This window comes from Actinoallomurus sp. CA-142502 (genome assembly GCF_050936355.1).
GTDB lineage: Bacteria > Actinomycetota > Actinomycetes > Streptosporangiales > Streptosporangiaceae > Actinoallomurus > Actinoallomurus iriomotensis.
This window is the reverse complement of sequence record NZ_JBNJMY010000001.1, coordinates 9,079,224-9,101,814: the sequence shown is the minus strand read 5'-3', so window position 1 is coordinate 9,101,814 and position 22,591 is coordinate 9,079,224. Positions and strand designations below refer to the sequence as shown.

Sequence of the window (22,591 nt, the reverse complement as noted above, 5' to 3'; positions counted from 1 at the left end):
GAGGGTGTGAGGGGGCTGCTAGAGTAACGGATGTCGCAAGCGCCGCTAGCTCAATTGGCAGAGCAGCGGACTCTTAATCCGCGGGTTCGGGGTTCAAGTCCCTGGCGGCGCACCCGTGCTGAGCTGGGCATTCTCGACGCTGTCGAGAGTGCCCAGTGTGCGTTGTGGGGCGGTTTGCACCCCGTGGATGTTCGGTGGGTGCTCGAATGTCACGATCTTGTCGGACGGGGCCGTCAGCTGGCCTCCAGTGATGCTGAAGAGAGCGTTGTCCTACCTGGCAGTCCTCGTAAGGGCGGCTCACGCTGAGCGACTCAATCCGAGTGTCGACTCTTCTTCGGCGAGATGGGGGCTCTGTACGGCGGCTGGACACGAACCAATAAGCACATGCTTTCGTCCTCAGCAAGTCGTTCCTGCTCGGGAGGTGGTGATCCCCGATGTCGAACGCCCAGCGCACCGATGACGACTCATGGTGAAGTTGATTCTGGCGCCCGCCTCCCCGTCGCGCCTGGCCCTGCTCCGGCGGGCAGGCCTGGACCCCGTCGTCCAGGTCAGTGGCGTGGACGAAGGCCTGGTCGTCGGCTGCGACTCGGTGTTGGAGTTCGACGGGACGGTGCACGGCAAGCCCGGGTCCGCAGAGGTCTTCAAGATCGACGGTCTCGGCGGCTGGTTCGTCGAGTCGATGGACGGCGATCTCGGCACCCTTCGGGGATTGTCGCTTCCGACAATGCGCCGGCTGTCGGCAGACCTGGACGCGCACTCCCCGAACCGTGGACGCAGGGCTCCGCCGAAAATCGGCTTGGAGGAGGTGTAGGCGACGTTCGTCGAGGCTGACTGACCACACCGAGCGTGGTGAGTCCGGCGGCGAACGTGGCCGTCGCCGCGCCTTCAGCGGTGGGTCGGCTGATCGCTGCCTGGCCGAGCCGTGCGTTGATCGGCTCGGATGAGCTGCTGAGGCGGCAGGTCAGGCGCACTGCCGCCCGGATGTCCGTCTTCTTCCGCTGGGGCGACGAGCGCCGGGTTGCGCCGTACCGCCACCAGGCTTGCGACCGTGGTGATGGCGAGGACGCCCACGATGACCATGAGCGAGATCTCGATGCTGATCTCGGGGATGGGTATGGCGTTGCCGTCGTTGAGGAACGGCAGTTCGTTCTCGTGCAGGGCGTGCAGGACCAGCTTCACGCCGATGAGCGCGAGGATGGCGGCGAGCCCGTAGGAAAGATAGACCAGCTTCTTCAGCAGCCCGCCCAGCAGGACGTACAACTGCCGGAGCGCCATCAGCGCGAACGAGTTCGCGGTGCAGACCAGAAACGGCTCCCGGGTGAGGCCGAAGATCGCGGGGATCGAGTCGAGTGCGAAGAGCAGGTCGGTGAGGCCGATCGCGATCATCACGATCAGCATCGGGGTGAACCAGCGCTTGCCATCGAGCCGTACGGTCGTCTTGGCTCCGCAGAACCGATCGGTCACCGGGAGCAGCCGACGCACCAGGCCGACGACCTTCGGCTCGGTCCACTCCTCGTCCGCGCCCATGCCCTGCCGGACCAGGTTCACCGACGTGTAGATCAGGAACGCGGCGAAAAGGTAGAAGAGCCAGCTCAGGGCATTGATCGCCAGGGCGCCAACGGCGATGAACGCGCCCCGCATGAACAGCGCGATCACGATGCCGACCAGCAGCACGCGGTGCTGATGAACGGCCGGCACCCGGAACGATCCCATGATGATCATGAAGACGAACAGGTTGTCGACCGAGAGTGAGTATTCGGTGATGTAACCGCCGAAGAACTCACCGGCGTACGTACCGCCCGCGAAGAACCAGATCCCCAGACCGAACAGGACCGCCAGACTTACGTAGATGCCCAGCCAGCGAGCGGCCTCGGGGACGGTCACCGTATGACGGCGGCGACTGTCGGCTGTCAGATCGGCCAGCACCACGAGCAGCAGACCGGCGATGGTGACCGCCCAGAGCCAAGCGGGCACGGACACGGGAGCCTCCAGGAGTGACCGCGGACGGTTCAGGTCGTCCGCTCCGCCGCGTGATGGCGGTTCAGGCGTCGATGTGCCGGTGGCCGACCCATCCGACGAGGGCGACCGCGAGGACCAGAACCGCCGCCACGAGCGGCCCGAGGCCGATGTGGACGGTCAGCAGCGACGCCCCGGCCAAGGCGCCCGCGGCGATACCGGCGATCGCGAGCACACGCCGGACCCACGGCTGGCGCTCGGCGCCGCGCCAGCGGTCCGCTGCGAGGCTGGTGATCGTCGAGGTCACGACGACCGTCGTGACGTCCTTGACCGCCACATGCCGCGCGGTCGCGGCCTGCGCCCCCATCGCGAGGGCCAGCATGGCCGTGATGACCAGGTTCCATGGCCGTACCGGCCGGGCTTCGGACGCGTAGAGGAGCGCGGCGGCGACGGCGAGCACGACGCCGACGACCACGAGCAGGGCGGTGTGCACGCCCGACCAGCCCTTCGCCTGGACCGGCCGCAGGAGCCGTCCGACCGCGGCGGCGCCGAGCACGAACGCGACGAGCGCGAGTGCCGGACCGAGGCTGGGAAGGCCGTCCGCCCCGTTGAGCCCCATGCCCAGGATGACGACGTTGCCGGTCATGTTTCCGGCGAAGACGTGGTCGAGGCCGAGATATCCGATCGCGTCGACGATGCCGGTCGCGAACGTGAGGACCAGCATCAGTGTCAGATCGAGCCGGTCCGCGGCCGGGCGTCGTGCCGCAGGGGCGCCGGCAGCGGCAGTACCGGTGGCAGGGGTCGTGCCGACGGCGGGTGCGCGCTGTTCCCAGTGGAGGGTCATGAGGTCGCGGTCGGCGGGCTCAGGCGGCGCGAACCTGCGGCGCGGCGGCGCATGGCGGCTTCGGCCAGCTCGTCGTCGATCCCGACGAAGACGTGCCCGTCCTTCTCCATTGCCGGGAAGACGGTGATCGGGCGCGTGGCGGGTGGTTGAAGTGGCTCGCCGGACTCGTAGTCGAACACGCTGCCGTGGCACGAGCAGAGCAACCCCTCGTCGGTCACCTTGCCGCTGGAGAGCAGGCAGTCGAGATGGCTGCAGTAGTTCGATGTCGCGTGGATCTCCCCGTCGGAGCGGGCGAGCGCGACCTCGACCTCTCCGACGAAGAAGCGGCGGACGACCCCTTCGGGTATCTGTCCGGAACGGGCGATCTTGTGGAACTCCACGGTCTTTCTCCCTCAGGCGCCGATCGTGTCAAGGAGATCGAACAGGTCGGTGTCGTCGGCGGCCAGGGCCTCGGCGGGCACCGGCAGTCCGAGTGTGATGAGCTGCTTCGCGGCGGGGATGTCGCCACCTCGGTCGACCGTGAAGGCCGCGTGGACGATCCCGTCGGTGGTGTAGAAGGCGGTGAAGTCGCGGTCGGCGACGTTGCCCCGGACCACGAGTTCGGCGCCGGGGTGCGGGCGGCAGACGAACTGCAGGTCCAGTCCGTACTGATCCGACGAGAACCACGGAGTCTCATCCGCGCCGCCGACCGGCTTGCCGATCAGTGCCTTCGCGACGGCGGCGCCCTGTGTGGTGGCGTTGTCGACGTGCTCCACGCGGGTGTACCGGTCCTGGACCGCACGCGTCGCGATGTCACCGGCGGCGAACACGCCCGGCATGGCGGTGCGGCAGGCGCTGTCGACGATGATTCCACCGCGGGCCGGATCGACGGCGAGCCCGGATCTCCGTGCGACCAGGTCGTTGGGTACCGCTCCCACCGCGACCACGACGAGGTCCGCCTCCACCGTGCCGTCCGCGGTGTGCAACGCCACCCCCGCCGCGGTGCTGTCGGCGGTGTCGATCTTCTGACCACAGCGCAGGTCCACACCGGCCTCGCGGTGCAGGTCCGCGTAGAAACGGGCCATCCGCGGGCCGAGTTGCGCGAGCATCGGCAGTTCCGCGACCTCCAGTACGGTCACCGCGATGCCGGACTCACGAGCCGAGGACGCGACCTCGGAGCCGATCAGCCCGCCGCCGACAACGGCGATCCGCTCGGCGGACGGGAGCAGGTCACGCAGCCGGACGGCGTCGTCGAGCGTGCGGAGATGGATCACCCGGTCGCCGTCGACACCGGGCAGGCGGCGGGCGCGCACGCCGGTGGCGATCAGAATCGCCTCGCCCGGTACGACCGATCCGTCCGCCAGCCGTGCCTCGCCTGGCGCGACGGACTCGACCGGTGCGCCGAGGCGCAGGTCGACGTCGTTGGCGGCGCACCAGGCCTCGTCGAGCAGGGTGACCTCTTCGGTGGTGGTCTCTCCCCGCAGGAAGTCCTTGGACAGCGGGGGGCGCTGGTAGGGAGCCCGGGTCTCGTCGGAGAGTACGGTCACGGGTCCGTCGAAGCCGCGACGGCGCAGCAGGCGAACGGCGGCCACGGCGGCCTGGCCGCCCCCGACGGTGACGAAGCTGCGAGGCAGGTCGGACATGGGAGGCCTCCTCTAGCCGCGCGGGAAGGCGGTGACGTGCACAACGCCGTCGATCACCCGGACGTCGTGGACCGGCTGGCAGTCGTCCTGGTCTTCGGCCTCGCCGGTCTCGGGGTCGAAGGTCCACTGGTGACCAGGGCAGACGACCTTGCCCTGCCAGATCACCCCGCGGGACAGCGAGCGTCCCTTGTGAACGCAGACATCGTCGAGAGCGAAGACCCGGTCGCCGACCAGGAACAGGGCCACCGCCCGGGCCCCCACCTCGACGCGGGTCTTCTTGCGACGCTTCAGGTCCGCGAGCGGCACCGTGGCCACCCAGTACTGAGTCTCCGTGTCGCTCACGGTGTGACCTCCTGGACGGGTGGCGGCGAGCGCGGGCGTGTGCTCGCCGCGACGGGATCGGTCGGTGCGTTACAGCGAGGGCGCGACGTAGGTGTCGTAGAGCGCCTTCGTGTAGGAGAAGCGCATCTCCGCACCCCACCGGACGAGCTGTAGGCAGCGCTGCTGCAGCTCGGGGGTGTCGGCGTGGTTGAGCACGATCTGGTAGCCGCGCTCGCCGTGCACCTCGTCGGAGGTGATGTGCAGGTCGAAGAACTCGATCTCGTCCTCGCTGAACTTGTACTTCTCACGTAGCGGGACGATCTGCTTCTTGTAGATGCTGGGAACCTGCGATTCCAGGCCGACGACCAGCGCGGCGGTGGCGACCACGAAGTGCTCGCGCATCGCGACCGCGTAGCACCAGGCCTGCAGGCCGCGGGTGACCGCGTTCATGTTCTCCGGGTTCTCGATGCGTTCCCTCGTCGTACCGCACGCCTCGCCGAAGCGGATGAGGAGATCGGTGTGCCGGATGTCGGCGAGCTCCTCCTCGTACATGTTCTGCAGCGTGAAGTCCTTGGCATCGGTGAAGTGGTCCGGGGTGTTGCCGTAGATGTAGCCGAGGTAGTCCGCGAACGGGCCGACGTAGTGGTAGTGGTTCTCGGCCCAGCGAGAGAAGTGCTCGCGGGTGAGTTCGCCGTCAGCCCACGCCCGGCTGAACGAGGCGTTCTTGGCCTCGCGCCCCTTGATGGCCTTCTCCAGTGCCGCGCGGAAGTCCTCGCGGGACAGCATCCCCGGCGTGCCGGAGCCGGCGGGGTTGTCAACCGTCAGGGTCATGGCGATCCCTCCTCAGGAGTCGCTTGGGAGTGGTGGAACCGGGTGGCCGATGGCGCTCCGGCCTGACCCGATGTGAAGAACGCTAGTCCGGAAGAATCGCCAGATCCTGGTCAGTACGCACAGGAAATAGGGAGTTCTTGCAGCACCTCGCACAGCCTGCCGGACGCACGAACGGCTCCGGTGCACGAGGCATCGGAGCCGTCCGAAGGGCAGCGAGAAGACGGTCTACAGCACGAGCGCCGCCACCAGAGTGGACAGGATCAGGCCGGCGCACACGGGGAGGAAACACTTGCGCGCGAGGTCGAGCACGGGAACGCGGGTGACTCCCGCCACCACGAGCAGCGACGACCAGGCGATGAGCACACCTCCACCAGCCCACACCGAGCCCATCTGGCCGACCGCGGCCAGGGTCGCCGGATCCATTCCGTGGTTCGTCCCAAGTGCCCCGGCGAGTGAACCGGTCAGCGGCAGCCCGGAGAAGCCCGAGCCCTCCAGTCCGCACGCCATCCCGATGATGAGCACGCCGAAGCACATGACCACCCGGTTGCCGGGGATGAACCGTTCGCCCGCCGTGACGAGGTCGACCAGGAGGCCTGGGGCATGGTGACCGTTCTCGTAGCCCAGTATCTTGCCGGCGAACTCGGCGTTGCCGAGGAAGAAGAACCCCGCGATCGGGAGCACGACGCCCATCGCACGGACGGCGAAGATCAAGCCGTCCGTGACATGCTCGCCCACCGACCCCAGTGCCTTCTTCGGGCCGTCGAGTGCCACCACGGCGATGATCAGCAGGATGGCCGCGAGCCCCCCGGCCAGCGCCGCGGCCGAACCGCCCTCGAGCGACGGCACGAGCCGGGTGAACTTTCCGAGCACCATGTACGCGATCATCAGCACGAACACGACCGGCACCCCGACGGAAAAGATCTTCGCCAGGCGGGTGATCCTGGGGTCGTCGAGCTCCGTCTCCGGCTCCTCCGGGTTCGCCGTCACGGTCAGCGGATCTTCGCCTGCGCCGTCTCCGCCCGCTCCGCTGGGGCGAGGCGCACCACCTGGGCCGGGCGGCGCGCCCGTGTCACCGATCGCGGCGCCGACGGTGACCTTTTCCTCGACTTCCTCGACGACGGAGATCGGCTCCGGGCTCGGCTCCCGGGGGGCCGACGCCGACATACCGCGGAGAAGCCGCCGCGCCGGGCGGGGCTCGGCCACGACGCCCGCTTCCCATCGCTCCAGGTTCTCAGGGGACGGCGCGCGCATGTGGCGGCGCAGCATGACCGCGGTGATCGCGAGCGCGGTGAGGCCGGTGATCAGTGAGAGGACGAGCGCGGCGTCGGCCACGGCGGTGCCCTTGACCCCGGCCGCGGTTCCGGACAGCCCAGGCGCGACTTGCAGGACGTAGTCGCTGGACAGGGCCATGCCCTGTCCAGCGACGGCGATCGCCATCGCGGCCCCCATCGCCGGTAGCCCGGCCCGGATCGCCGCTGGGACGAGGATCGCGCCGATGAGGGGCACGGCAGGCGTCGGCCAGAAGAACAGGCTGATACCGTACGTGACCACGGCCAGTACCGCGTAGGCGGACCAGCCGCCCCGCATGACCTTCTGGAACGGCGTGACCATACGCTGGTCGGCCTTCATCACCCGTAGCGCGCCGAGCAGCGCGGTGACCATGGCGATGATCAGGAGAATGTTGAAGAGTTCGGACGCTGCGACCAGGCTGGCGTTGAAGATCGCCTGGATGCCGGTGATGGGGCTGCCTGTCATGACCCAGGCCGTGGCGCCGGTGGCGAGCAGTGCGGGGATCAGGACGTTCTTGCGTGCGATGGTGACTCCGATGATGAGGAGCACACCCGCTAGGTAGACCCAGTGCGCTGCAGTCAGGCCCACTGCGGCCTCCTTCCCGACCAACGATGGCGGTCGTTGTGGTGGTGTGGCGGGTCACGGTGCTCTCAGCTGCGGTGATGCGGCTATGACAACAATGCACATATCGCAGGTTTCGGATTGTGCATATTGCCGGGTCGTCAGAGTGCACAGATCGATCGACCGACCATGTGCAGTCCGCCCCTACTGAATCCGCCCGGCCGTGCGTCATGGTGCCCGGATGACCGTCAGCGCACCACCACCCCCGTTTCCGGACGCGCTCAGACCCTCCAGCCTTGGCAGCGAGGGGATGGCCGCCGCCAGTCACCCCGCGATCAGCCGCGCCGGCGCGGACATTCTCGCGCACGGCGGTACGGCCATCGATGCCGCACTGGCCATGGCCGCAGTGGCGTGGCTCGCTCTGCCTGGGCAGTGCGGTATCGGAGGAGATGCGTTCGCCCTGGTCCATGAGCCGGATGGCACCGTCCGCGCGTTCTGTGGCAGCGGCTTCGGCCCCGACGGCGGTACGCCCGAACGTTATGCGGACATGCCTCGCCTTCCCCGGCATGGTGCCCTTTCGGTCGCCGTGCCGGGAGCGATCGCGGCGCTCTCGGCACTCCACCGATCCGGCGCGACGCGCTCACTCACCGACCTGTGGGCGCCGGCCGTCGCACTGGCGCTGCGCGGTGTGCCGTGCACCGCGCGGACCGCCGGGGACATTCAGCGCCACATGCCTCGCCTCGCCTCGGATCCGGATACCGCCGCGGCGTTGCTGCCCGACGGGGTGGTCCCGCCGGTCGGGACCCGGCTTCCGCAGCCGCTGCTGGCTTCGTCCATCGAGCGATTGGCCGCCGACCCCGCCGCGTTCTACACCGGTGAGCCGGCCGAACGAGCCGTCGCGCACCTCAACGGACTCGGCGCGCCGTTCTCCGGCGACGAATGGGCCGCGACCGGTGCGGTGAGGCCCGAGCCCGCGCCGCGCCGCCGTTACCGCGGCCACTGGGTGTACCAGACCCCGATCCCGTCGCCGGGCTGGATGGTCCTCGATCAGCTCGCCATGTGCGAGGGGGAACTCGGCGGCGCCCCGCTGTCGGCCTTGGAGGTGCACTGGCTCGCCGGGGCCGCCCGGATCGCCTTCGCCGACCGTTACGCCCGGGCGGGGAGCGACTCCGACGGCTGGCGGCGCGGCGGCGAGCCCGCCACCGTCGAGGCGGCCCGCGCCCGCATCCGCGCCGGCGACCTACCCGGGCCCGCCGGAGCGTGGCCGGGCGGGGACACCACCTCGATGGTCGCCGTCGACGGCGAGGGCCGCGCCGTCAGCCTGATCCATTCACTCGCGTTCACCTTCGGCGCTGGGATCACGATCCCCGGCACCGGGATCGTCCTGAACAATCGGCTCGGCCGCGGCGCCTACCTGTTGCCCGGGCACCCCAACGAGGTCCGGCCGCGGCGTAGGCCGCTGCATACCCTCAACGCCTGGCTCGTGACCGATGCCGACGGCCGGCTCCGGCACGTCGGCAACACCCCGGGTGGGGACGGCCAGGTGCAGTGGAACGCTCAGCTGCTGTCCCATCTGCTCGATCACGGCGCCGGACCGCAGGCCGTCGTCGACGCCCCGCGCTTCTCCGTGTTCCCCGGCAGCGATGCCGGGGACCTCGGGTCCCCCTCCGAGCTGCGCGCCGAGGACCGGCTCGGGCCGGACGTCCTGGACGCGCTGCGCCATCGGGGGCACGCGGTGGTCCCGGTCGGCGACTGGGGTGCGGGCGGGAGCGCGCAGGTCGTCTCGGTCGACCACGAACGCGGTTGCCTCGTGGGTGGATCGGACTCACGCCAGGAAGGGGTGGCCCTCGGTGTCTGAGCACAGTTCCGAGCCGCAGCTTCCCGCTCCCCCGGTCCCGCAGGGCCGATACCGGGCCGCGTTGCTCGACGGCGGGCTCGCGTACAGCGCCGGCATGACTCCCCGCCGCCAGGGCCGCCTCGTCGTGACCGGCCGGGTCGGAGAGGACCTCGACGCTGCCATGGCGGCTTGGGCGGCGGGGCTCGCGGCGGGCAACGCCCTCGTGGCGGTGAGCGAAGCGGCGGGCGGGCTCGACCGCATCAAGCGTTGCGTCCGGATGACGGTCTATGTCCGCTGCACGGACGATTTCACCGGGCTGTCCGCCGTCGCCGATGGAGCTTCCGAGACGCTCGCCGCCCGGTTGGGTGAGGAGTCCCTGCCCGTCCGAACGGCCGTCGGAGTACGCACGTTGCCGGGTGGTGCCCCCGTCGAGGTGGAGTTGATCGCGGCCGTACGTTGAGGCGGCGGCGGAAGATGGAGAGGCCGGCACGTGACCGGAGCAGTACGAGAACGTCCCACGAGCTCCGTGAGCAGCGGTCCCCTCGGGTTGCTCACCGCGGCCCTGATGGTCGGGACCTTCGCCAGCACGATCGCGAACACTCTGGTCAACGTGCCGCTGGCGGTGATGACCGCGGATCTCGGCGCGCCGCTGACCAGCGGGACGCTGATCGTCGTCGCGTTCAATCTGACCTGTGCGGTCGGGCTGCCCTTCGCGGGCTGGCTCGGCGACCGGCTCGGCCGGCGGCGAGTGTTCCTCCTGTCCATGATCGGTGTGATGCTCGGCGCCCTGGGCGCGGCGACGGCGCCGACGCTGGGCGTGCTCGTCGTGTTCCGGCTGGTGCAGGGCTTTTCCGGGGCCCTCGTGCTGCCGACCGTGCTCGCGTTGCTCACCGCGGCCGCCGGGGCCGAGCGGCGTGGGCGGGCCGTGTCCTGGTGGGCCGCCGCCAACGGGGCGGGCCAGGCGGCGGGCCCGACCGTCGGCGGACTTCTCACCGACGCTTTCGGCTGGCGGTCGGTGTTCGTCGTGATCGTGCCCTTCGCGGCGGTGGCATTCGCCGGAGGCTGGCGTTCGATACCCCGGACTCCACCGCGAGTCGTACGGCTCGACCTGGCGGGGGCACTCCCGCTTGCCGCCGGCGTGGCGTTCGTGCTCGTCGGGGCCTCGGCGGTGGCGCCCGCCGGCCTGTGGTCGCCGGTCGTGTGGGCCGGGCTCGGGTCCGGGATCGCCGCGCTCGGCGCGTTCGTGCTGGTCGAACGGCGCCGTGCGGAACCATTCGTGCCGTTGGGGCTGTTGGCCGAGCCGCGTTTCGTCCGCTCCGCGGTGGCCGCGCTGTGCCAGATGTTCTGCCTGACGGCCACGCTGCTCACGGTTCCGTTGCATCTGACGGCGCGCCTGGGCGTCAGTTCTCACGCGGCCGGGATGCTCGTCGTCGCGCTGCCACTGGCGATGACGCTGCTCGCTCCGGTGGCGGGCCTGCTCACCGAGCGTTGGAGCCCGCGCCGCGCGCTCCGGGGCGGGCTCGTCTGCCTGGCCCTGGCCGAAGTCGCCCTCGCGCTCGTCGTCGCGGTGGGCGGGTCCGGCGGCGGACCGATGATGGCACTCGTCACCGTGGTGACATTCATCGGCGCGGGGATGGCCCTGACCCAGACGCCGGCGACCGCCGGGGCCAGCCGCTCGGCTCAGGAGGCCGACTCGGGCACCGGCCTCGGGGTCTTCAACATGCTCCGTTTCGTCGGCGCGACACTCGCCGGCGCGGTCGTCGCCGTGATCGCCGGTGACGCTCCCGGCGGAGATGGCTCGTCCGAGGCCATGGCCCTCGTCTGCGCGGGTATGGCCCTGCTGGCGCTGCTCGTGTCCTTCGCCGGCCGTACGCCTCGCTGAGAACGGTCCGGGTACTTCGGACCGTACGACGGCGGTGCGAGGTACCCGGACCGGACGCTCAGGCCGTGGTGGTGCCGGCGACGTGCTCCACGAACGCAGCGAGTGCCGCCGCCCCGACCGCCTTGTCCTGCTCGCCGTTGCCCCCGCTCACGCCGACCGCGCCGATGACCTGGCCCTCGTGCACGATCGGGAAGCCCCCCACGAACACGGTGAACTTCCCGGTGTGCATGTGCTGAATACCGAAGGCCTCATTACCGGGCAGCGCGGGCCCGTCCGGCGGCTCGTTGAACAGGTGGGTGGCGCGCTGGTGGCCGGCGGCGGTGAAGGCCTTGGCGATCGCGATGTCGACGCCGGTGAGCCGGGCCCCGGTCATCCGGTGCAGCGCGATCGGGTGAGCGCCGTCGTCCGCGACGCAGATCGTCTGCTTGACGCCGATCCGCTCGGCCTCGGCCTCGGCGGCCTTGAGGATGACCAGCGCGTCCTCGAGGGTCAGGCGGTGGATGACCTGCATCATTTCGCTCCGTGGGTGAGGTAGACAGTCTTGGTGTCGGTGACGAAGTCGAGGGCTTGGCGCCCGCCCTCGGGAAAGGCGCCGCCGGAGGACGCCTTCCAGCCGCCGAACGGTGGGGCCACGCCGTTGCCGGTGGTCGGCGCGTTGACTTTGACGATCCCGCAGCGGGCGGCCGCGGCGAACCGGTGGGCACCGGCGAGGTCGGCGGTGTGCACGCCGGTGACCAGACCGTGTGAGGAGGCGTTGACGATCGCGAGGGCCTCCTCCACGTCGCCGACGGGGACCACCGAGCAGAACGGACCGAACACCTCGTCCGCGACGAGCGGGTGATTCTCCGGGACTTCGGTGAACAGGGTGGGGGCGACCCAGTATCCGTCCGGGTCACGGCCGTCGAGAAGCTCGGCCTCGGCCACCGCCCCGGCCCCCGCGGCCAACGCGTGATCCTTCAGGGCGGTGAGCCGCTCGAACTGGGCGGCGGTGGCGACCGGTCCGGTAGTCACCCCGTCTCGATCGCCCGGGCCGACCCGCAAGGCACGGACCTTCGCGGTCAGCAAGGCCGTGAACTCGGCCGCGACCGGCTTGGCGACGAGTACGCGGTCCGTCGACGTACAGGCCTGGCCGGTGAGGCCGAACGCGCCTGCCACGATGTCCGCGGCGGCCTTCTCGAGGTCGGCGTCCGCGCACACGACGGCGGCGTTGCGGCCGCCGAGCTCCAGCTGCAGCCGAGCCTGGCGGTGGGCGTGAGCGCGGATCAGCGCGCCGACGCCGTCGGAGCCGGTGAAGCTGATTCCCCGGATCCGCTCATCGCCCAGCAACGCGGCCATCGCCTCCGAATCGTGCCCCTGCAGCACTGGCAGCACCGGTGCGGGGAGCCCTGCCTCGACGGCGATCTCGACCAGGAGCGCGCCGGTCCCCGCGGTGACCGGAGAGGGCTTGAACACGACGGCGTTGCCGACCGCGAGCGCGGGCGCGATCTTGCGGGCGGCCAGGGAGAGCGGGAAGTTCCAGGGAGTGATGGCGGCGATCACTCCGAGCGGTCCGCGCAGGGTGAAGGCGAAGGTCCCCGGGGCCTCGCCCGGGTATGTGGTGCCCTCGACGAGGTAGGCCAGCTGGGCGGCGAGCCGGAACTGTTCCGCGGACTTGCCGACCTCGCCGCGCGCGGCACCGGCCGGCTTGCCCTCCTCAGAAGTGATCAGAGCGGCCAGCTCATCGCGGCGGCGTTCCAGCCCGTCGGCGATCCCGGCGAGGACGGTCGCTCGGCGCAGCGGTGTGCTCGCCGCCCACTCGCGAGCGGCGGCCTCGGCCTCGTCGATCGCGGTATGGACGTCGGCCGCCGTGGCCGGCCGGAAGGTATGGACGACCCGTCCAGGTGCGGCGGGATCGACGGACCGGCCGTCTGCGGGGTCGGGTGGCGCGAGCCCCCCGACAGGGGAAGCCGATGGTGCGAAGTGCACGAAGAACCTCCGACGAATTGTGGACTGTGACGGCTTCCGGAAATTGTCGGGCAAGAGCACCATTGCTGAAACTGGACGAAGTGCACCGGCTCGACAATCGGATGTGGGCATATGGCACAGAGGCAGGGCGATACGCCGGCGACGGAGGCGGATCGATCGCTCCTGGACGAGGCAGAGGCGCCCGAACCGTTGACGGTCGCCGCGCTACTCGCTGAACCGTTGCTGCGCAACACCCTCGTCGCCGGCTCGTCCGGGACCGACCGGTCGGTGCGCTGGTGCCTGCCGCTCTCCGAGTTGGCCACGACCGCGGACGGCGAAGACATCGCGGTCTACGCCCCGGTGGAGCTGATCCGCGGTGACGTGGCCCCGGCGACCGTTCGGCACGCGAAGGACGAGGGCGCGGTGGCGCTCCTGGTCCGGCTCGAGCCGCCCGACGTGGGATCGCCCGCAGCACTGCGGTCGGCCTTCCCCGAGGCAAGAGCGGCCGCGGACGCGACCGGGCTTCCCCTCGCGCTCCTGCCTCCCGGCGCCGATTACCGGACGGTCAACCAACTCGTGGCCACAAAAGTGCTCGCCCAGTCGACGCACGTGTTGGAGTACCGCGACCGGGTGCACCGGTCGCTCGGCGAGATCCTCACTCGGGGAGCCGGAGTGTCGGCGCTGGCCTACGGCATGGCGCGCATGGCCAAGGCCCCTGTGCTGGTCGTCGATCTGGACGGCGCGCTGCTGGCGTACGAGAGCGTCTGCGGGGCCGAGAAATCGTCTCCGGAGCCGCTTGTCGGTGCGCTGATCAGCCACGTCGAGGGCCTGCCCGCCGCGACGTTTCCGGCCGGACCGGCCGTTCTGAGCCCCGTGGGCGACGATCCGAACGGCCTCATGCTCATCGCTTCACCCGTGACGTTCGGAGGCGAGATCACCGGGATCGCCGCCGTGCTCGAATCGGCCGACGCTGATTCGCATGACCGCGCCCAGCATCGGATCATCGCCCACGAGGGCGCCGTACTGATCGGCTCGGAGATGCACCGGATCCGATCGATCACCGAGGCCGAGGAACGGACCCGTGGCGACTTCATCGTGGAGCTGGTACACGGCCGTTTCGCCGACGGCCAGCAGTTGCAGGCACGGGCCCGGCACCACGGGTTCGATGTCGACGCCGCCTACGCGGTCTGTGTCGCCGAGCTGGATCCGCCCATCACCGACGACGCCAGGGCCGTGCGCCGGTTCAGCGCCGCGGCGCGCGCCGTCGAGCGCCTGGACCCCGACGCGAGCCTGCCCACCCTGGCGACGCAGATCGGCGGGAAGCTCGTCGCGGTCTGCCCCGTCAGCCATACCGCAGACAACACCGCGATACGGGAGATCACCGGCGCCATCCGTCGCGTGCTACGCGAACGCCTCGACTCGGAGCCGCGCGTGGCGTTCGGGCGGTCAGGAGCCGGCGCCGGCAGAATCGCCGCCAGTTACCGCGAGGCTCGCACGGCGCTCGCGCTGGCCCGCCGCGTCGACGCACCTCCGGTCGCCGGCTACGACGACCTGCGCATCTTTGTCGCCATCCGCGAACTGGCCGACTCCGAGAGCGGTCGTCAGTTCGCCGCCGAGCTCCTCGCCCCGCTGCGTCGCGCGGACGGCAACGCATGCAGCCTCGAAACCGTCGTGCTCGCCTATGTGGCGGAGTCGGGCAACCTCAACGCGGCGTCCCGGCGCCTCGGGCTGCACCGCAACACGACCCTCTACAAGCTGAACCGCGTCAGCCGCGCACTCAACATGGACATTCGCTCAGCGGAAACCCAGTTCATGGTGTGGCTGGCTCATCACATCGACACGCTGACGCGGGTGAACGAGGCGCTCGACTCCGAGCTCGCCCCGCCGCCTTGACCGGTGCCGAGAGATCGGCACGGCGGGTTCGGCGAGCGGCCTGGGGAAAGGGACCGAGAGCAACCCAGGTGCCGCTTCCCAGGCCGACTGGACCGGACCTGTGTGGCCAGGCGCGGCCGTGACGGGGCTTGCGTAGTCGTGCCGGCCCCAGCCCGTAGGGCCGCGAGCCGACCGTCTGGGTGCCGCGCAGCCGAGACGGCTCCGCGTGGAGGGTGACCCGCGGCCCAGTCGCAGCGACTGCGCAGGTGGGGGCGCGGTCGCTGACCCGGTGACCGCGCGCCCTTGCGAGACGACGGTCGCGCAGGACGGGAATGCACAGGTCGCAGGCCGCCTTGACGGCGGTATGTGAACACCCTCACCACCACCGGCCAACCGACGCCCACGACCCGGCCGGACGGCCCCGCATCCCGCCCGGCGGCCCTCCCGATCGCGGCACTCGCCCTCGGGAGTTTCGCGATCGGCACGAACGAGTTCGTGTCCATGGGCCTGCTGCCCGAGATCACCCGAGGCGTCGGCGTGGACATCCCGACCGGCGTTCACCTCATCTCCGCCTATGCCCTCGGTGTGGTGATCGGCGCGCCGGTAATCGCGGCGCTGGGTGCCCGGCTGCCGCGCCGCCGGCTTGCGCTCGGTCTCATGGTCGCGTTCCTGCTCGGCAACGCGCTGACCGCGCTGGCGCCGGACTACGGCACGTTGCTGGTGGCGCGGCTGGTCGCCGGCCTGCCGCACGGCGCCTACTTCGCGTGGCCTCGCTCATCGCCGCCTCCCTGGTGCTGGCCGGTGACGTCGCGGGCGGTGGGCGCGTCCAGCGCGTCGGCGGTGTAGGAGCCGGGGCCGTCGAGGTAACGGGCGAGGACCTTGCGGAACAGTCCCTCCTTGTTGCCGAAGGCGGCATAGAGGCTGGGATGTCGACTTGGTCGTCGTATCGGTGAAGGCCTCTGGGGATGCCCCGACTGTTCGGGTAAGTCCAGCGCTTAGTGACCAGCCGGCGGTGCCAGGCCGACAAAGTGCCTGGTGTGACGATGCGGTGGAGCCGAAGCCGCTTGGGCAGCCGCCGCGCGAGAGCGACCAGCACCGCCCGGTCGGCCCAGTACTGATCACCGTCCTCGGCACCAAAAATCAACCTTCGCGGTGACGGCGTAGCCGAGTATCTGGCCTGGCCAGACCTACGGTTAAGGCATGATCCGTTTCCGGCTGGCGACATCAGATGCCGATTCGGGACAGGACCGGTCTCGGCTCTCTCGAAAGTCGGGCGGTGGCTTGCGGTGGCGTCCGCGTACCTGGCAGAAGGTAGGACAGTACCGACCGTCGGGATGGTCCGGGCCAGTGCCGGATTGCGGTGGACCGGCAAGGCGGGAACCGGGATGGGTGGCGTGGCTTCCGCTTGTCGGTTGGGCTGCCCTGATCGTGGTCGCGTTCGGGGCGGGTGCGGTGCTGCGCCGGGCCGGGGCGCTGCCGGTGGATGCGTTTCCGCCGTTGCACGCCCAGGCTCGGTTGTTGCTCGGCCCCTTGCTGCCCGCCGCGGCCGTTGGACTGGTCGCGGTCACGGTGCTGCCGGTGACGGCGCGGTGGCTGCCGTGGCGGCCGCTGCTGGTGTTCGCGTGGCTGGGATCGGCCGGCTGGGCGGTGCTGCTGCAACTCCCTGATGGCCTCGCCCGGCCACTGACCACCCCGACCGAGTATCTGGCCGGGCTTCCCGCCATGGGCGACGATCCCCTGGGTTGGCTGCGGGGCTTCACCAAGGAGATGCAGGCCTACCCCACACACGTGAAGGGGCATCCGCCGCTGCCCATGCTGGTTTTGTGGACGATGCAATGGATGGGGCTGGCCGGCGCGGGGTGGGCGGCGGCCCTTGTGATCGCGGTTGGGGGGTCGGAGGCGGCCGCGATCGCGGTCACGGTGCGGGTCATCGCTGGTGAGGACGTCGCGCGCCGGGCGGTGCCGTTCCTTGTGCTCTCGCCGATCGCGCTGTGGATCGCCACCAGTATGGACGCCTTTTTCCTCGGGGTGGCCGCGTGGGCGGTGGCGCTGGTCGCTGTCGCGGCCGCCGAGTCGGGCTCGTCCCTGAGCAGTACGCTCGAACGTGATGTAGGTACCGAATCGTCCGCATTGGGGATGGCCGCAAGAGCGTTCGCGGGCGGGCTGCTGCTCGGTTCTCTGCCGTACCTGAGTTATGGCCTGCTGCCGATTTTCGCGCTGCCGCTCGCCGTGCTCATCTTGACGCGGCCCGGATGGCCGGTTCTCATCGCGCTGGCCGCCGGATGCCTGGTCGTTCCGATCGTCTTTACGATCGCCGGATTCTATTGGTGGGACGGGGTGGTCGGTACACACGCCGCTTGGCTCATCTCTCTCGGCTCGAGGCGACCGTATTCGTACTTTCTCGTCGGCGACTTGGCCGTTTTGGCCCTTCTGATCGGTCCGGCGGCCGCTATGCCCCTGCCAGCCGCACTTCGGCGTGCCGCCGGTCTCGTATTCACCACGCCACCCGGCGGTCAAGGGCACCCTGGCTCGGGCAGGCTCGGGTGGCTCGCCGCAGCCGCACTCGCCGGGGTGCTCGCGCTGGACCTGTCCGGCGTCACACGTGGGGAGGTCGAGCGGATCTGGATCCCGTACGCCGCGTGGGTCGTGGCCGTGGCGGCCGTCCACCGCCCACCGGCCCGTACGATGCTGCTCGCGCAGGCGGTGACCGGGCTTGTGATCGAGGCCGTCGTGCGTTCGCCATGGTGAAGCACATCTCGTCGGCCGGGCTGCCTCAGGCGCTGTGTGCCGGCGCGCTCATGACTGCGCGGCGAACGCGGCCATTCCTTCGTCGAACCGGATCGAGGAGCGAAATCCCAGGTCGATGGCGGCTCGGTCAGGGGATGCGACGATGTGGCGCACGTCGCCCAGACGGTACTCACCGGTCACGACCGGATCCGGTCCGCCGTAGGCCTTCGCGAGGGCGACCGCCATCTGACCGACCGTGTGCGGCTCACCACTGGCGATGTTGTAGGCGCGCAGTTCACCCGCGCCGGGCGCGGACGCCAGCGCCAGGACGTTGGCGCGGGCGACGTCTCGGACGTGTACGAAGTCGCGCCGTTGGCCGCCGTCCTCGAAGACGTGGGGCGGCTCGCCGCGTTCCAGACAGGACCGGAAGATGGCGGCGACGCCCGCATAGGGGGTGTCGCGCGGCATCCGCGACCCGTACACGTTGTGGTAGCGCAGTGCCACCGCGGTGCCGCCGGTCGCCCGCGCCCATGAGGCCGCGAGGTGTTCTTGAGCGAGTTTGGTGTCGGCGTAGGCGTTGCGCGGGTCCATGGGGGCGTCCTCCCGGACGGTGGCGGGTGTCAGTGACGCGGCGCAGACCGGGCAGCGCGGTTCGAAACGGCCGGCCGCGAGGTCGCCGACCGCACGAGGGCCGGGCCGCACCCGGCCGTGATCCGGGCAGCCGTAGGCGCCCTCGCCGTACACCACCATCGACGAGGCCAGCACGAGCCGGTCCACACCCGTCCGTGCCATCGCGGCGAGCAGCACCGCGGTGCCCAGGACATTCGCCGAAGCGTACGCCGGGAGATCCGACACGTCGACGCCGAGGCCGACCTTGGCCGCCTGGTGGCAGACCGCGTCCAGCCCGGTCAGGCGGCGCGTGAGCGTCGCCTCGTCCCGGACGTCCTCACCGGACCGCAGGTCGAACGTGCGCACGTCATGGCCACGCTCCCGCAGCGCCTCGACGACGTGGGAACCGATGAATCCGGCCGAGCCGGTGACCAGTACGTGCATGCCCGCACGCTAACCAGAGACGGCCCGGCTGAGTTCCGCAGCGCGACCGACCGTACGCACCTCGTAAGAAGCTCCGCATTTCATGGGCGTACGCAGACCATCGGTCGCCGATGAGGTGTGATCACCGTGGACTCATCGGCGAGGCGGGGCGGCGGTGAACGCCATGACCTTGAGGCTGCATGGCCTGGTGACCTCACGACTGCGATCCGTCGTGAGGGCGTCCGCCTTCGCAGTCACGGATGGCACTCGCGGCGTTGATCAGGCCGATGTGGCTGAATGCCTGTGGGAAGTTGCCGATGGGTTCACCGGTGTCGGAGTCGACTTCTTCGGCCAGCAGACCGACGTCGTTGGCGTGCTGGACGGCGGCCTCGAACACGTGTTGGGCTGGTGTGGCCTGGCCGGTCAGGGCGAGGGCATGGGCCAGCCAGAACGTGCAGAGAAGGAAGCTTCCTTCGCCGCCGGGCAGTCCGTCAGAGGCGGTGTATCGGCGGACAAGACCGCGTGCGTCGGTGAGGTGCGTCGCAATGGCGTTCACGGTGGCCCGGACCCGGGGGTCATCACCGGGAAGGAACCCGACCATCGGCATGGTCAGGGCGGATGCGTCCAGGCTCGGGTCGCCGAAGGCCTGGGTGAATGCGCTGGCATTCGGGTTCCAGCCTTGCGTCAGGATCGCCGCGCGGATCTGGGAACGGGTCTGTTCCCAGGCGCCGACGCGGTCGGCGGCTCCAAGGACCGGGGCCAGGGCGATGCCGCGGTCCAAGGCGACCCAGCACATGAGCTTGGAGTGCAGGAAGTGCCGGCTTGGCCCGCGGATCTCCCAGATGCCCTGATCTGGTTGTTGCCAACGGCGGGCAGCCGTCTCGGCGGCGCCGAGCAGGAAGGTGCGCGTGACCGTCTCGTACTCCTGGCGCGCCGTGTCGGAGCACAGCTGGTGGGCGGCATCGAGGAGTTCACCGTAGACGTCGAGCTGGCGCTGGCGCCATGCATCGTTTCCGACGCGTACGGGGGTACTGCCGCGCCAGCCGGTCAGATGCGGCAGTAGGCGTTCGCTGAGATCGCGTTCTCCGCCGACGCCGTACATGATCTGCAGATCGGAATCGCGGTCGAGCCGGGTGGCCGCAGCGCGGGCGAGGAAGCCGAAGAACGCGGCCTCCTCCTTCTCGCACGCCGCGGTGTCGAGGGCCTGCAAGGTGAAGCTCGCGTCCCGGACCCAGGTGTAGCGGTAGTCCCAGTTGCGTACTCCGCCGGCCTCCTCCGGTAGCGAGGTGGTGGCCGCGGCGACGATCGCACCGGTAGGAGCGAATGTCAGTGCGCGAAGCACCCGTCCGCTGTGAGCCACCTGGTCCTGCCAGGGGCCCTGGTAACGGGCGTGTTCTCGGGACCAGGACCGCCAGCCTTCGATGGTGTCCTTGATACGGCGGTGGATGAGCCGCCGATTCCAGCACCCAGGTTCGGTCTCCCAGCCCGCGCCGGCGTGCAGGGCGAAGCCGAGCCGTTGTCTCGCCGTCAGGGTGACCGTGGCGCGGGCGGTCGAACCGTCCACTTTCAATTCGGCGGGGACCGACAGCGTCAGGACGTGAGCGCCGCCTCGGGCGATCAGGCCACCGCGGACGGGCTCCATCAGGGGACGCACGAGTCCGAACTCCGGGCGTGGCGCGTACGCCATCTCCAGTGTGACGGTGCCTTCCACGCAGGTCGCTTCGCGAAGGAGAACACCCGGCGAGGACACGCCGATGCCGTGCCCGCGCTCGCGCCTGCCCAGAGCGAGCGCATCGACGAGCACGACCGTGCCACCGCTGGTACGGAAGGTGGTCTCCAGGACGAGCGTGTCCTCCACGTACCTTCGGGTGACCTCAGCGGGACCGGCGGGACGGATCGACCAGTGCCCGGCGTCATCGTCGAGCAACCGAGCGAAGATCGCCGGACTGTCGAATCGGGGGGCGCACAACCAGTCCACCGAACCGTCCGAGGTGACAAGAGCGGCTGACCGGCAATCTGCCAGTAGTGCGTAATCGCTGATCGGACGTGTGCTCACCAGGCATCCCCCCTACTCCCGGCGAGGTCTTTTCGGCCGTTGTTTCGGGCGCGGTCCACGCCGTGCGGACGCTGCTGACCGTAGGCGCACGGCATAGGCAAGGGCGGATCCGGCGAACAGCACTCCGGTCACCAAGAACCACCGCCCCAGAAAGGGGCTGATGTCCAGCCCGACCGTCTTGCGGTAAGTCTCGCCGGACAGCCGGAGGATGAGCGGGAACCAGATGAGTAGCAGCAGCCCCGACAGCCCGGCTGGTATGCGCAGATAGTTGATCCACGGTTTCCACTGGACGTGCGGGCTCGGCCGGCGCCGTGCCCACCGGCGTCGTTGCACGGCGACGTCGGCTAGCGCGTAGAGCGGGAACAGCACAAGGTCGTGCACGATCGCCGAACCGATGAACCAGATCGCGAAACCGACCCAGATTCGCTGCCCTCGCGGATCAGTGGCGGCGACGACCCGGCTCGCGGCGTAACCGGCCAGGGCGAAGCAGGCGATCAAGGCGAGCAGGTGCAGCGGGTCGGCGCCGTAATATGCGGCGATTCGCCGGCGGACGGCACGGATCCGCGATGGCGACCTGGCGCTCATGGTCCTGCGGGCCTGAAGCTGAGCCGGGTGACCCACTTGGTGTTGTGCACGCCCGGCGCGTTCGGAACGATGATGCGGGCCGGGAACCCGTGGTCGAGGGACAGGTCAGCGGCGTTGACGCGCAGCGCGAGCAACGAGGCCCGGTCTGCGACCTGGCGGGCGTTGAGGGTCACGTGGCCGAAAGCGCCTCCACGCTCGAGGGACTCGACGAAGACCTCATCTCTGCCGGGCGTGGCTCCGACCAGCCGGGCCAGGTCGGCGAGGCGCACGCCGGTCCACCTTTGTTGTGTGGACCAGCCCTCCACACAAGCGATCGGCAGATCGTACGTGTACAGCGGCATCGCCAGTAGATCCGGACGGGACACTCGCATCCGCCGCGGGCCGACCAGTTCCAGCCTCCAGCCCGGGCCGACGTCGCGCGCTGTGATTCCCTTGGCGGCTGCGGTCTTGTTCACCTGGAAGTCGTTGGGCCCAGGGCCGTACTCGCGTCCGCGCGGCGCCAGCAACGCGGTACGCCGCAACGGCCCGTCGATGGTCTGGCCGATCGACAGGCCGAACACCGTGAGCGAGGCGCCGCCGACGAAACCGAGCAGCCCGCGCCGCGAGACGGTCGGCTCTCCGGGGCGAACCGCGACCAGACCATCGGGGTCAGGCGGTTCTGGTCGGGTGTCGGCCAGGCCGGTGCGCAGCTCACGGCGGAAACTGCGCGACCTGAGCGCGCTGACCATCCGCGGCAGCTTCAACGCGACATGCACGACGAACGCCGCCAGGAAAATCCACGCCCCATACAGGTGTGCCGGGTAGAAGAACGGAAAGACGTAGAACAGCTGGATGTTGAGGATGCCGGTGACGAACTCGAACACCGCACCACCGACCAGCAAGAGCAGGCTGATCCGCTCCAGCGCCTGAGCCGGAGAACGCGCCGGCGGCCAGTCGAACAGCTTGGGAATGACCGACCACAGTTTGGCCAGAAGGATCGGAACGAGCGTGAGCCCGAGGATCACGTGAACCGTCTGGCTGAGCCGGTAAAACCAGACCGGATGGGTGGGCCAGTCGAATAGGTAGAAGCCCAGCAGGCCCTTCCGCGGTGTCATGTCGTTGCCCGCCAACCGCGGATCGTAGGCGGCGTAAGACAGCAGCCCGGTGACGGCGACCAACGTAATCCCGATCAACAGGACGGCGCCGAATACTGACGTCAGCCACGGCCCGCGCAGCGGGCTCCGCCAGAACT

The 22,591-nt window shown here is 69.9% G+C and carries 20 protein-coding genes and 1 tRNA gene; 8 read left to right on the top strand and 13 right to left on the bottom strand.

Annotated elements, in window-relative coordinates; genetic code table 11:
- Window positions 1–39 precede the first annotated feature (39 nt).
- Window positions 40–112 (top strand) — tRNA-Lys (locus ACQEV1_RS42435).
- A 354-nt stretch (window positions 113–466) separates the two neighbouring features.
- The gene (locus ACQEV1_RS42430) at window positions 467–811 is read left to right on the top strand and encodes a hypothetical protein (RefSeq protein WP_433402322.1); all 345 of its coding nucleotides are present in this window, start codon (window positions 467–469) and stop codon (window positions 809–811) included.
- Window positions 812–885: 74 nt separating this feature from the next.
- Here ACQEV1_RS42430 and ACQEV1_RS42425 read toward each other — a convergent pair whose 3' ends face one another.
- From ACQEV1_RS42425 to ACQEV1_RS42395, 7 genes are all read right to left on the bottom strand, one after another.
- Complete coding sequence (locus ACQEV1_RS42425; protein WP_433402319.1) at window positions 886–1,980, bottom strand: TerC/Alx family metal homeostasis membrane protein; 1,095 nt, start codon at window positions 1,978–1,980, stop codon at window positions 886–888.
- Between the two features lie 61 nt (window positions 1,981–2,041).
- Entirely contained in the window at window positions 2,042–2,800 is a 759-nt protein-coding gene (locus ACQEV1_RS42420; protein WP_433402316.1) for a YoaK family protein, read from the bottom strand.
- Window positions 2,797–3,180, bottom strand: a complete 384-nt coding sequence (locus tag ACQEV1_RS42415) for a Rieske (2Fe-2S) protein (protein ID WP_433402313.1) — start codon at window positions 3,178–3,180, stop codon at window positions 2,797–2,799. Before ACQEV1_RS42415 ends, ACQEV1_RS42420 begins: the two co-directional genes overlap by 4 nt.
- Before the next feature lie 12 nt (window positions 3,181–3,192).
- Window positions 3,193–4,422, bottom strand: coding sequence for an NAD(P)/FAD-dependent oxidoreductase (locus tag ACQEV1_RS42410; RefSeq protein WP_433402310.1), 1,230 nt, complete (start codon window positions 4,420–4,422; stop codon window positions 3,193–3,195).
- 12 nt (window positions 4,423–4,434) lie between these two features.
- Window positions 4,435–4,764, bottom strand: a complete 330-nt coding sequence (locus tag ACQEV1_RS42405) for a Rieske (2Fe-2S) protein (RefSeq protein ID WP_433402308.1) — start codon at window positions 4,762–4,764, stop codon at window positions 4,435–4,437.
- 69 nt (window positions 4,765–4,833) lie between these two features.
- Window positions 4,834–5,574, bottom strand: coding sequence for a TenA family transcriptional regulator (locus ACQEV1_RS42400; RefSeq protein WP_433402306.1), 741 nt, complete (start codon window positions 5,572–5,574; stop codon window positions 4,834–4,836).
- Between the two features lie 225 nt (window positions 5,575–5,799).
- On the bottom strand, window positions 5,800–7,452 hold the full coding sequence (locus ACQEV1_RS42395; protein WP_433402304.1) for a hypothetical protein: 1,653 nt from the start codon (window positions 7,450–7,452) through the stop codon (window positions 5,800–5,802).
- A 214-nt stretch (window positions 7,453–7,666) separates the two neighbouring features.
- Between ACQEV1_RS42395 and ACQEV1_RS42390 the strand changes: the two genes are divergently transcribed.
- The 3 genes from ACQEV1_RS42390 (at window position 7,667) to ACQEV1_RS42380 (ending at window position 11,144) form a co-directional block, all read left to right on the top strand.
- On the top strand, window positions 7,667–9,283 hold the full coding sequence (locus ACQEV1_RS42390) for a gamma-glutamyltransferase family protein (RefSeq protein ID WP_433402302.1): 1,617 nt from the start codon (window positions 7,667–7,669) through the stop codon (window positions 9,281–9,283).
- The gene (locus ACQEV1_RS42385) at window positions 9,276–9,722 is read left to right on the top strand and encodes a RidA family protein (protein ID WP_433402300.1); all 447 of its coding nucleotides are present in this window, start codon (window positions 9,276–9,278) and stop codon (window positions 9,720–9,722) included. Before ACQEV1_RS42390 ends, ACQEV1_RS42385 begins: the two co-directional genes overlap by 8 nt.
- A gap of 66 nt (window positions 9,723–9,788) precedes the next feature.
- A complete protein-coding gene (locus tag ACQEV1_RS42380) occupies window positions 9,789–11,144 on the top strand; it encodes an MFS transporter (protein WP_433402298.1) in 1,356 nt (451 codons plus the stop codon).
- A gap of 58 nt (window positions 11,145–11,202) precedes the next feature.
- Here ACQEV1_RS42380 and ACQEV1_RS42375 read toward each other — a convergent pair whose 3' ends face one another.
- Together ACQEV1_RS42375 and ACQEV1_RS42370 are read right to left on the bottom strand one after the other, a co-directional pair.
- Entirely contained in the window at window positions 11,203–11,658 is a 456-nt protein-coding gene (locus ACQEV1_RS42375) for a GlcG/HbpS family heme-binding protein (RefSeq protein WP_433402296.1), read from the bottom strand.
- Window positions 11,655–13,109: an aldehyde dehydrogenase family protein gene (locus tag ACQEV1_RS42370; RefSeq protein WP_433402294.1), complete on the bottom strand. Its 1,455-nt coding sequence runs from the start codon at window positions 13,107–13,109 to the stop codon at window positions 11,655–11,657. The genes ACQEV1_RS42375 and ACQEV1_RS42370 overlap by 4 nt, the downstream gene beginning before the upstream one ends.
- Before the next feature lie 111 nt (window positions 13,110–13,220).
- Between ACQEV1_RS42370 and ACQEV1_RS42365 the strand changes: the two genes are divergently transcribed.
- From ACQEV1_RS42365 to ACQEV1_RS42355, 3 genes are all read left to right on the top strand, one after another.
- Window positions 13,221–14,981: a helix-turn-helix domain-containing protein gene (locus tag ACQEV1_RS42365; protein WP_433402292.1), complete on the top strand. Its 1,761-nt coding sequence runs from the start codon at window positions 13,221–13,223 to the stop codon at window positions 14,979–14,981.
- Between the two features lie 345 nt (window positions 14,982–15,326).
- On the top strand, window positions 15,327–15,806 hold the full coding sequence (locus ACQEV1_RS42360) for an MFS transporter (protein ID WP_433402290.1): 480 nt from the start codon (window positions 15,327–15,329) through the stop codon (window positions 15,804–15,806).
- Window positions 15,807–16,349: 543 nt separating this feature from the next.
- Window positions 16,350–17,708, top strand: a complete 1,359-nt coding sequence (locus ACQEV1_RS42355; RefSeq protein ID WP_433402289.1) for a hypothetical protein — start codon at window positions 16,350–16,352, stop codon at window positions 17,706–17,708.
- A 48-nt stretch (window positions 17,709–17,756) separates the two neighbouring features.
- Here ACQEV1_RS42355 and ACQEV1_RS42350 read toward each other — a convergent pair whose 3' ends face one another.
- The 4 genes from ACQEV1_RS42350 to ACQEV1_RS42335 all read right to left on the bottom strand — a co-directional run bounded on the left by ACQEV1_RS42350 (window position 17,757) and on the right by ACQEV1_RS42335 (window position 22,517).
- The gene (locus ACQEV1_RS42350) at window positions 17,757–18,740 is read right to left on the bottom strand and encodes an NAD-dependent epimerase/dehydratase family protein (protein ID WP_433402287.1); all 984 of its coding nucleotides are present in this window, start codon (window positions 18,738–18,740) and stop codon (window positions 17,757–17,759) included.
- Between the two features lie 193 nt (window positions 18,741–18,933).
- The gene (locus ACQEV1_RS42345) at window positions 18,934–20,775 is read right to left on the bottom strand and encodes a glycoside hydrolase family 15 protein (RefSeq protein WP_433402285.1); all 1,842 of its coding nucleotides are present in this window, start codon (window positions 20,773–20,775) and stop codon (window positions 18,934–18,936) included.
- Between the two features lie 12 nt (window positions 20,776–20,787).
- The gene (locus ACQEV1_RS42340; protein ID WP_433402283.1) at window positions 20,788–21,360 is read right to left on the bottom strand and encodes a hypothetical protein; all 573 of its coding nucleotides are present in this window, start codon (window positions 21,358–21,360) and stop codon (window positions 20,788–20,790) included.
- Window positions 21,357–22,517, bottom strand: coding sequence for a molybdopterin-dependent oxidoreductase (locus tag ACQEV1_RS42335; RefSeq protein WP_433402281.1), 1,161 nt, complete (start codon window positions 22,515–22,517; stop codon window positions 21,357–21,359). Before ACQEV1_RS42335 ends, ACQEV1_RS42340 begins: the two co-directional genes overlap by 4 nt.
- Between the last annotated feature and the right edge of the window lie 74 nt (window positions 22,518–22,591).

What these genes read in the sequence shown, in the direction of transcription:
- ACQEV1_RS42420 (WP_433402316.1), bottom strand. Translation starts at nt 2,800, where the DNA reads ATGACCCTCCACTGGGAACAGCGCGCACCCGCCGTCGGCACGACCCCT.
- ACQEV1_RS42430 (WP_433402322.1), top strand. Translation starts at nt 467, where the DNA reads ATGGTGAAGTTGATTCTGGCGCCCGCCTCCCCGTCGCGCCTGGCCCTG.
- ACQEV1_RS42410 (WP_433402310.1), bottom strand. Translation starts at nt 4,422, where the DNA reads ATGTCCGACCTGCCTCGCAGCTTCGTCACCGTCGGGGGCGGCCAGGCC.
- ACQEV1_RS42400 (WP_433402306.1), bottom strand. Translation starts at nt 5,574, where the DNA reads ATGACCCTGACGGTTGACAACCCCGCCGGCTCCGGCACGCCGGGGATG.
- ACQEV1_RS42350 (WP_433402287.1), bottom strand. Translation starts at nt 18,740, where the DNA reads ATGCACGTACTGGTCACCGGCTCGGCCGGATTCATCGGTTCCCACGTC.
- ACQEV1_RS42365 (WP_433402292.1), top strand. Translation starts at nt 13,221, where the DNA reads ATGGCACAGAGGCAGGGCGATACGCCGGCGACGGAGGCGGATCGATCG.
- ACQEV1_RS42390 (WP_433402302.1), top strand. Translation starts at nt 7,667, where the DNA reads ATGACCGTCAGCGCACCACCACCCCCGTTTCCGGACGCGCTCAGACCC.
- ACQEV1_RS42375 (WP_433402296.1), bottom strand. Translation starts at nt 11,658, where the DNA reads ATGATGCAGGTCATCCACCGCCTGACCCTCGAGGACGCGCTGGTCATC.
- ACQEV1_RS42340 (WP_433402283.1), bottom strand. Translation starts at nt 21,360, where the DNA reads ATGAGCGCCAGGTCGCCATCGCGGATCCGTGCCGTCCGCCGGCGAATC.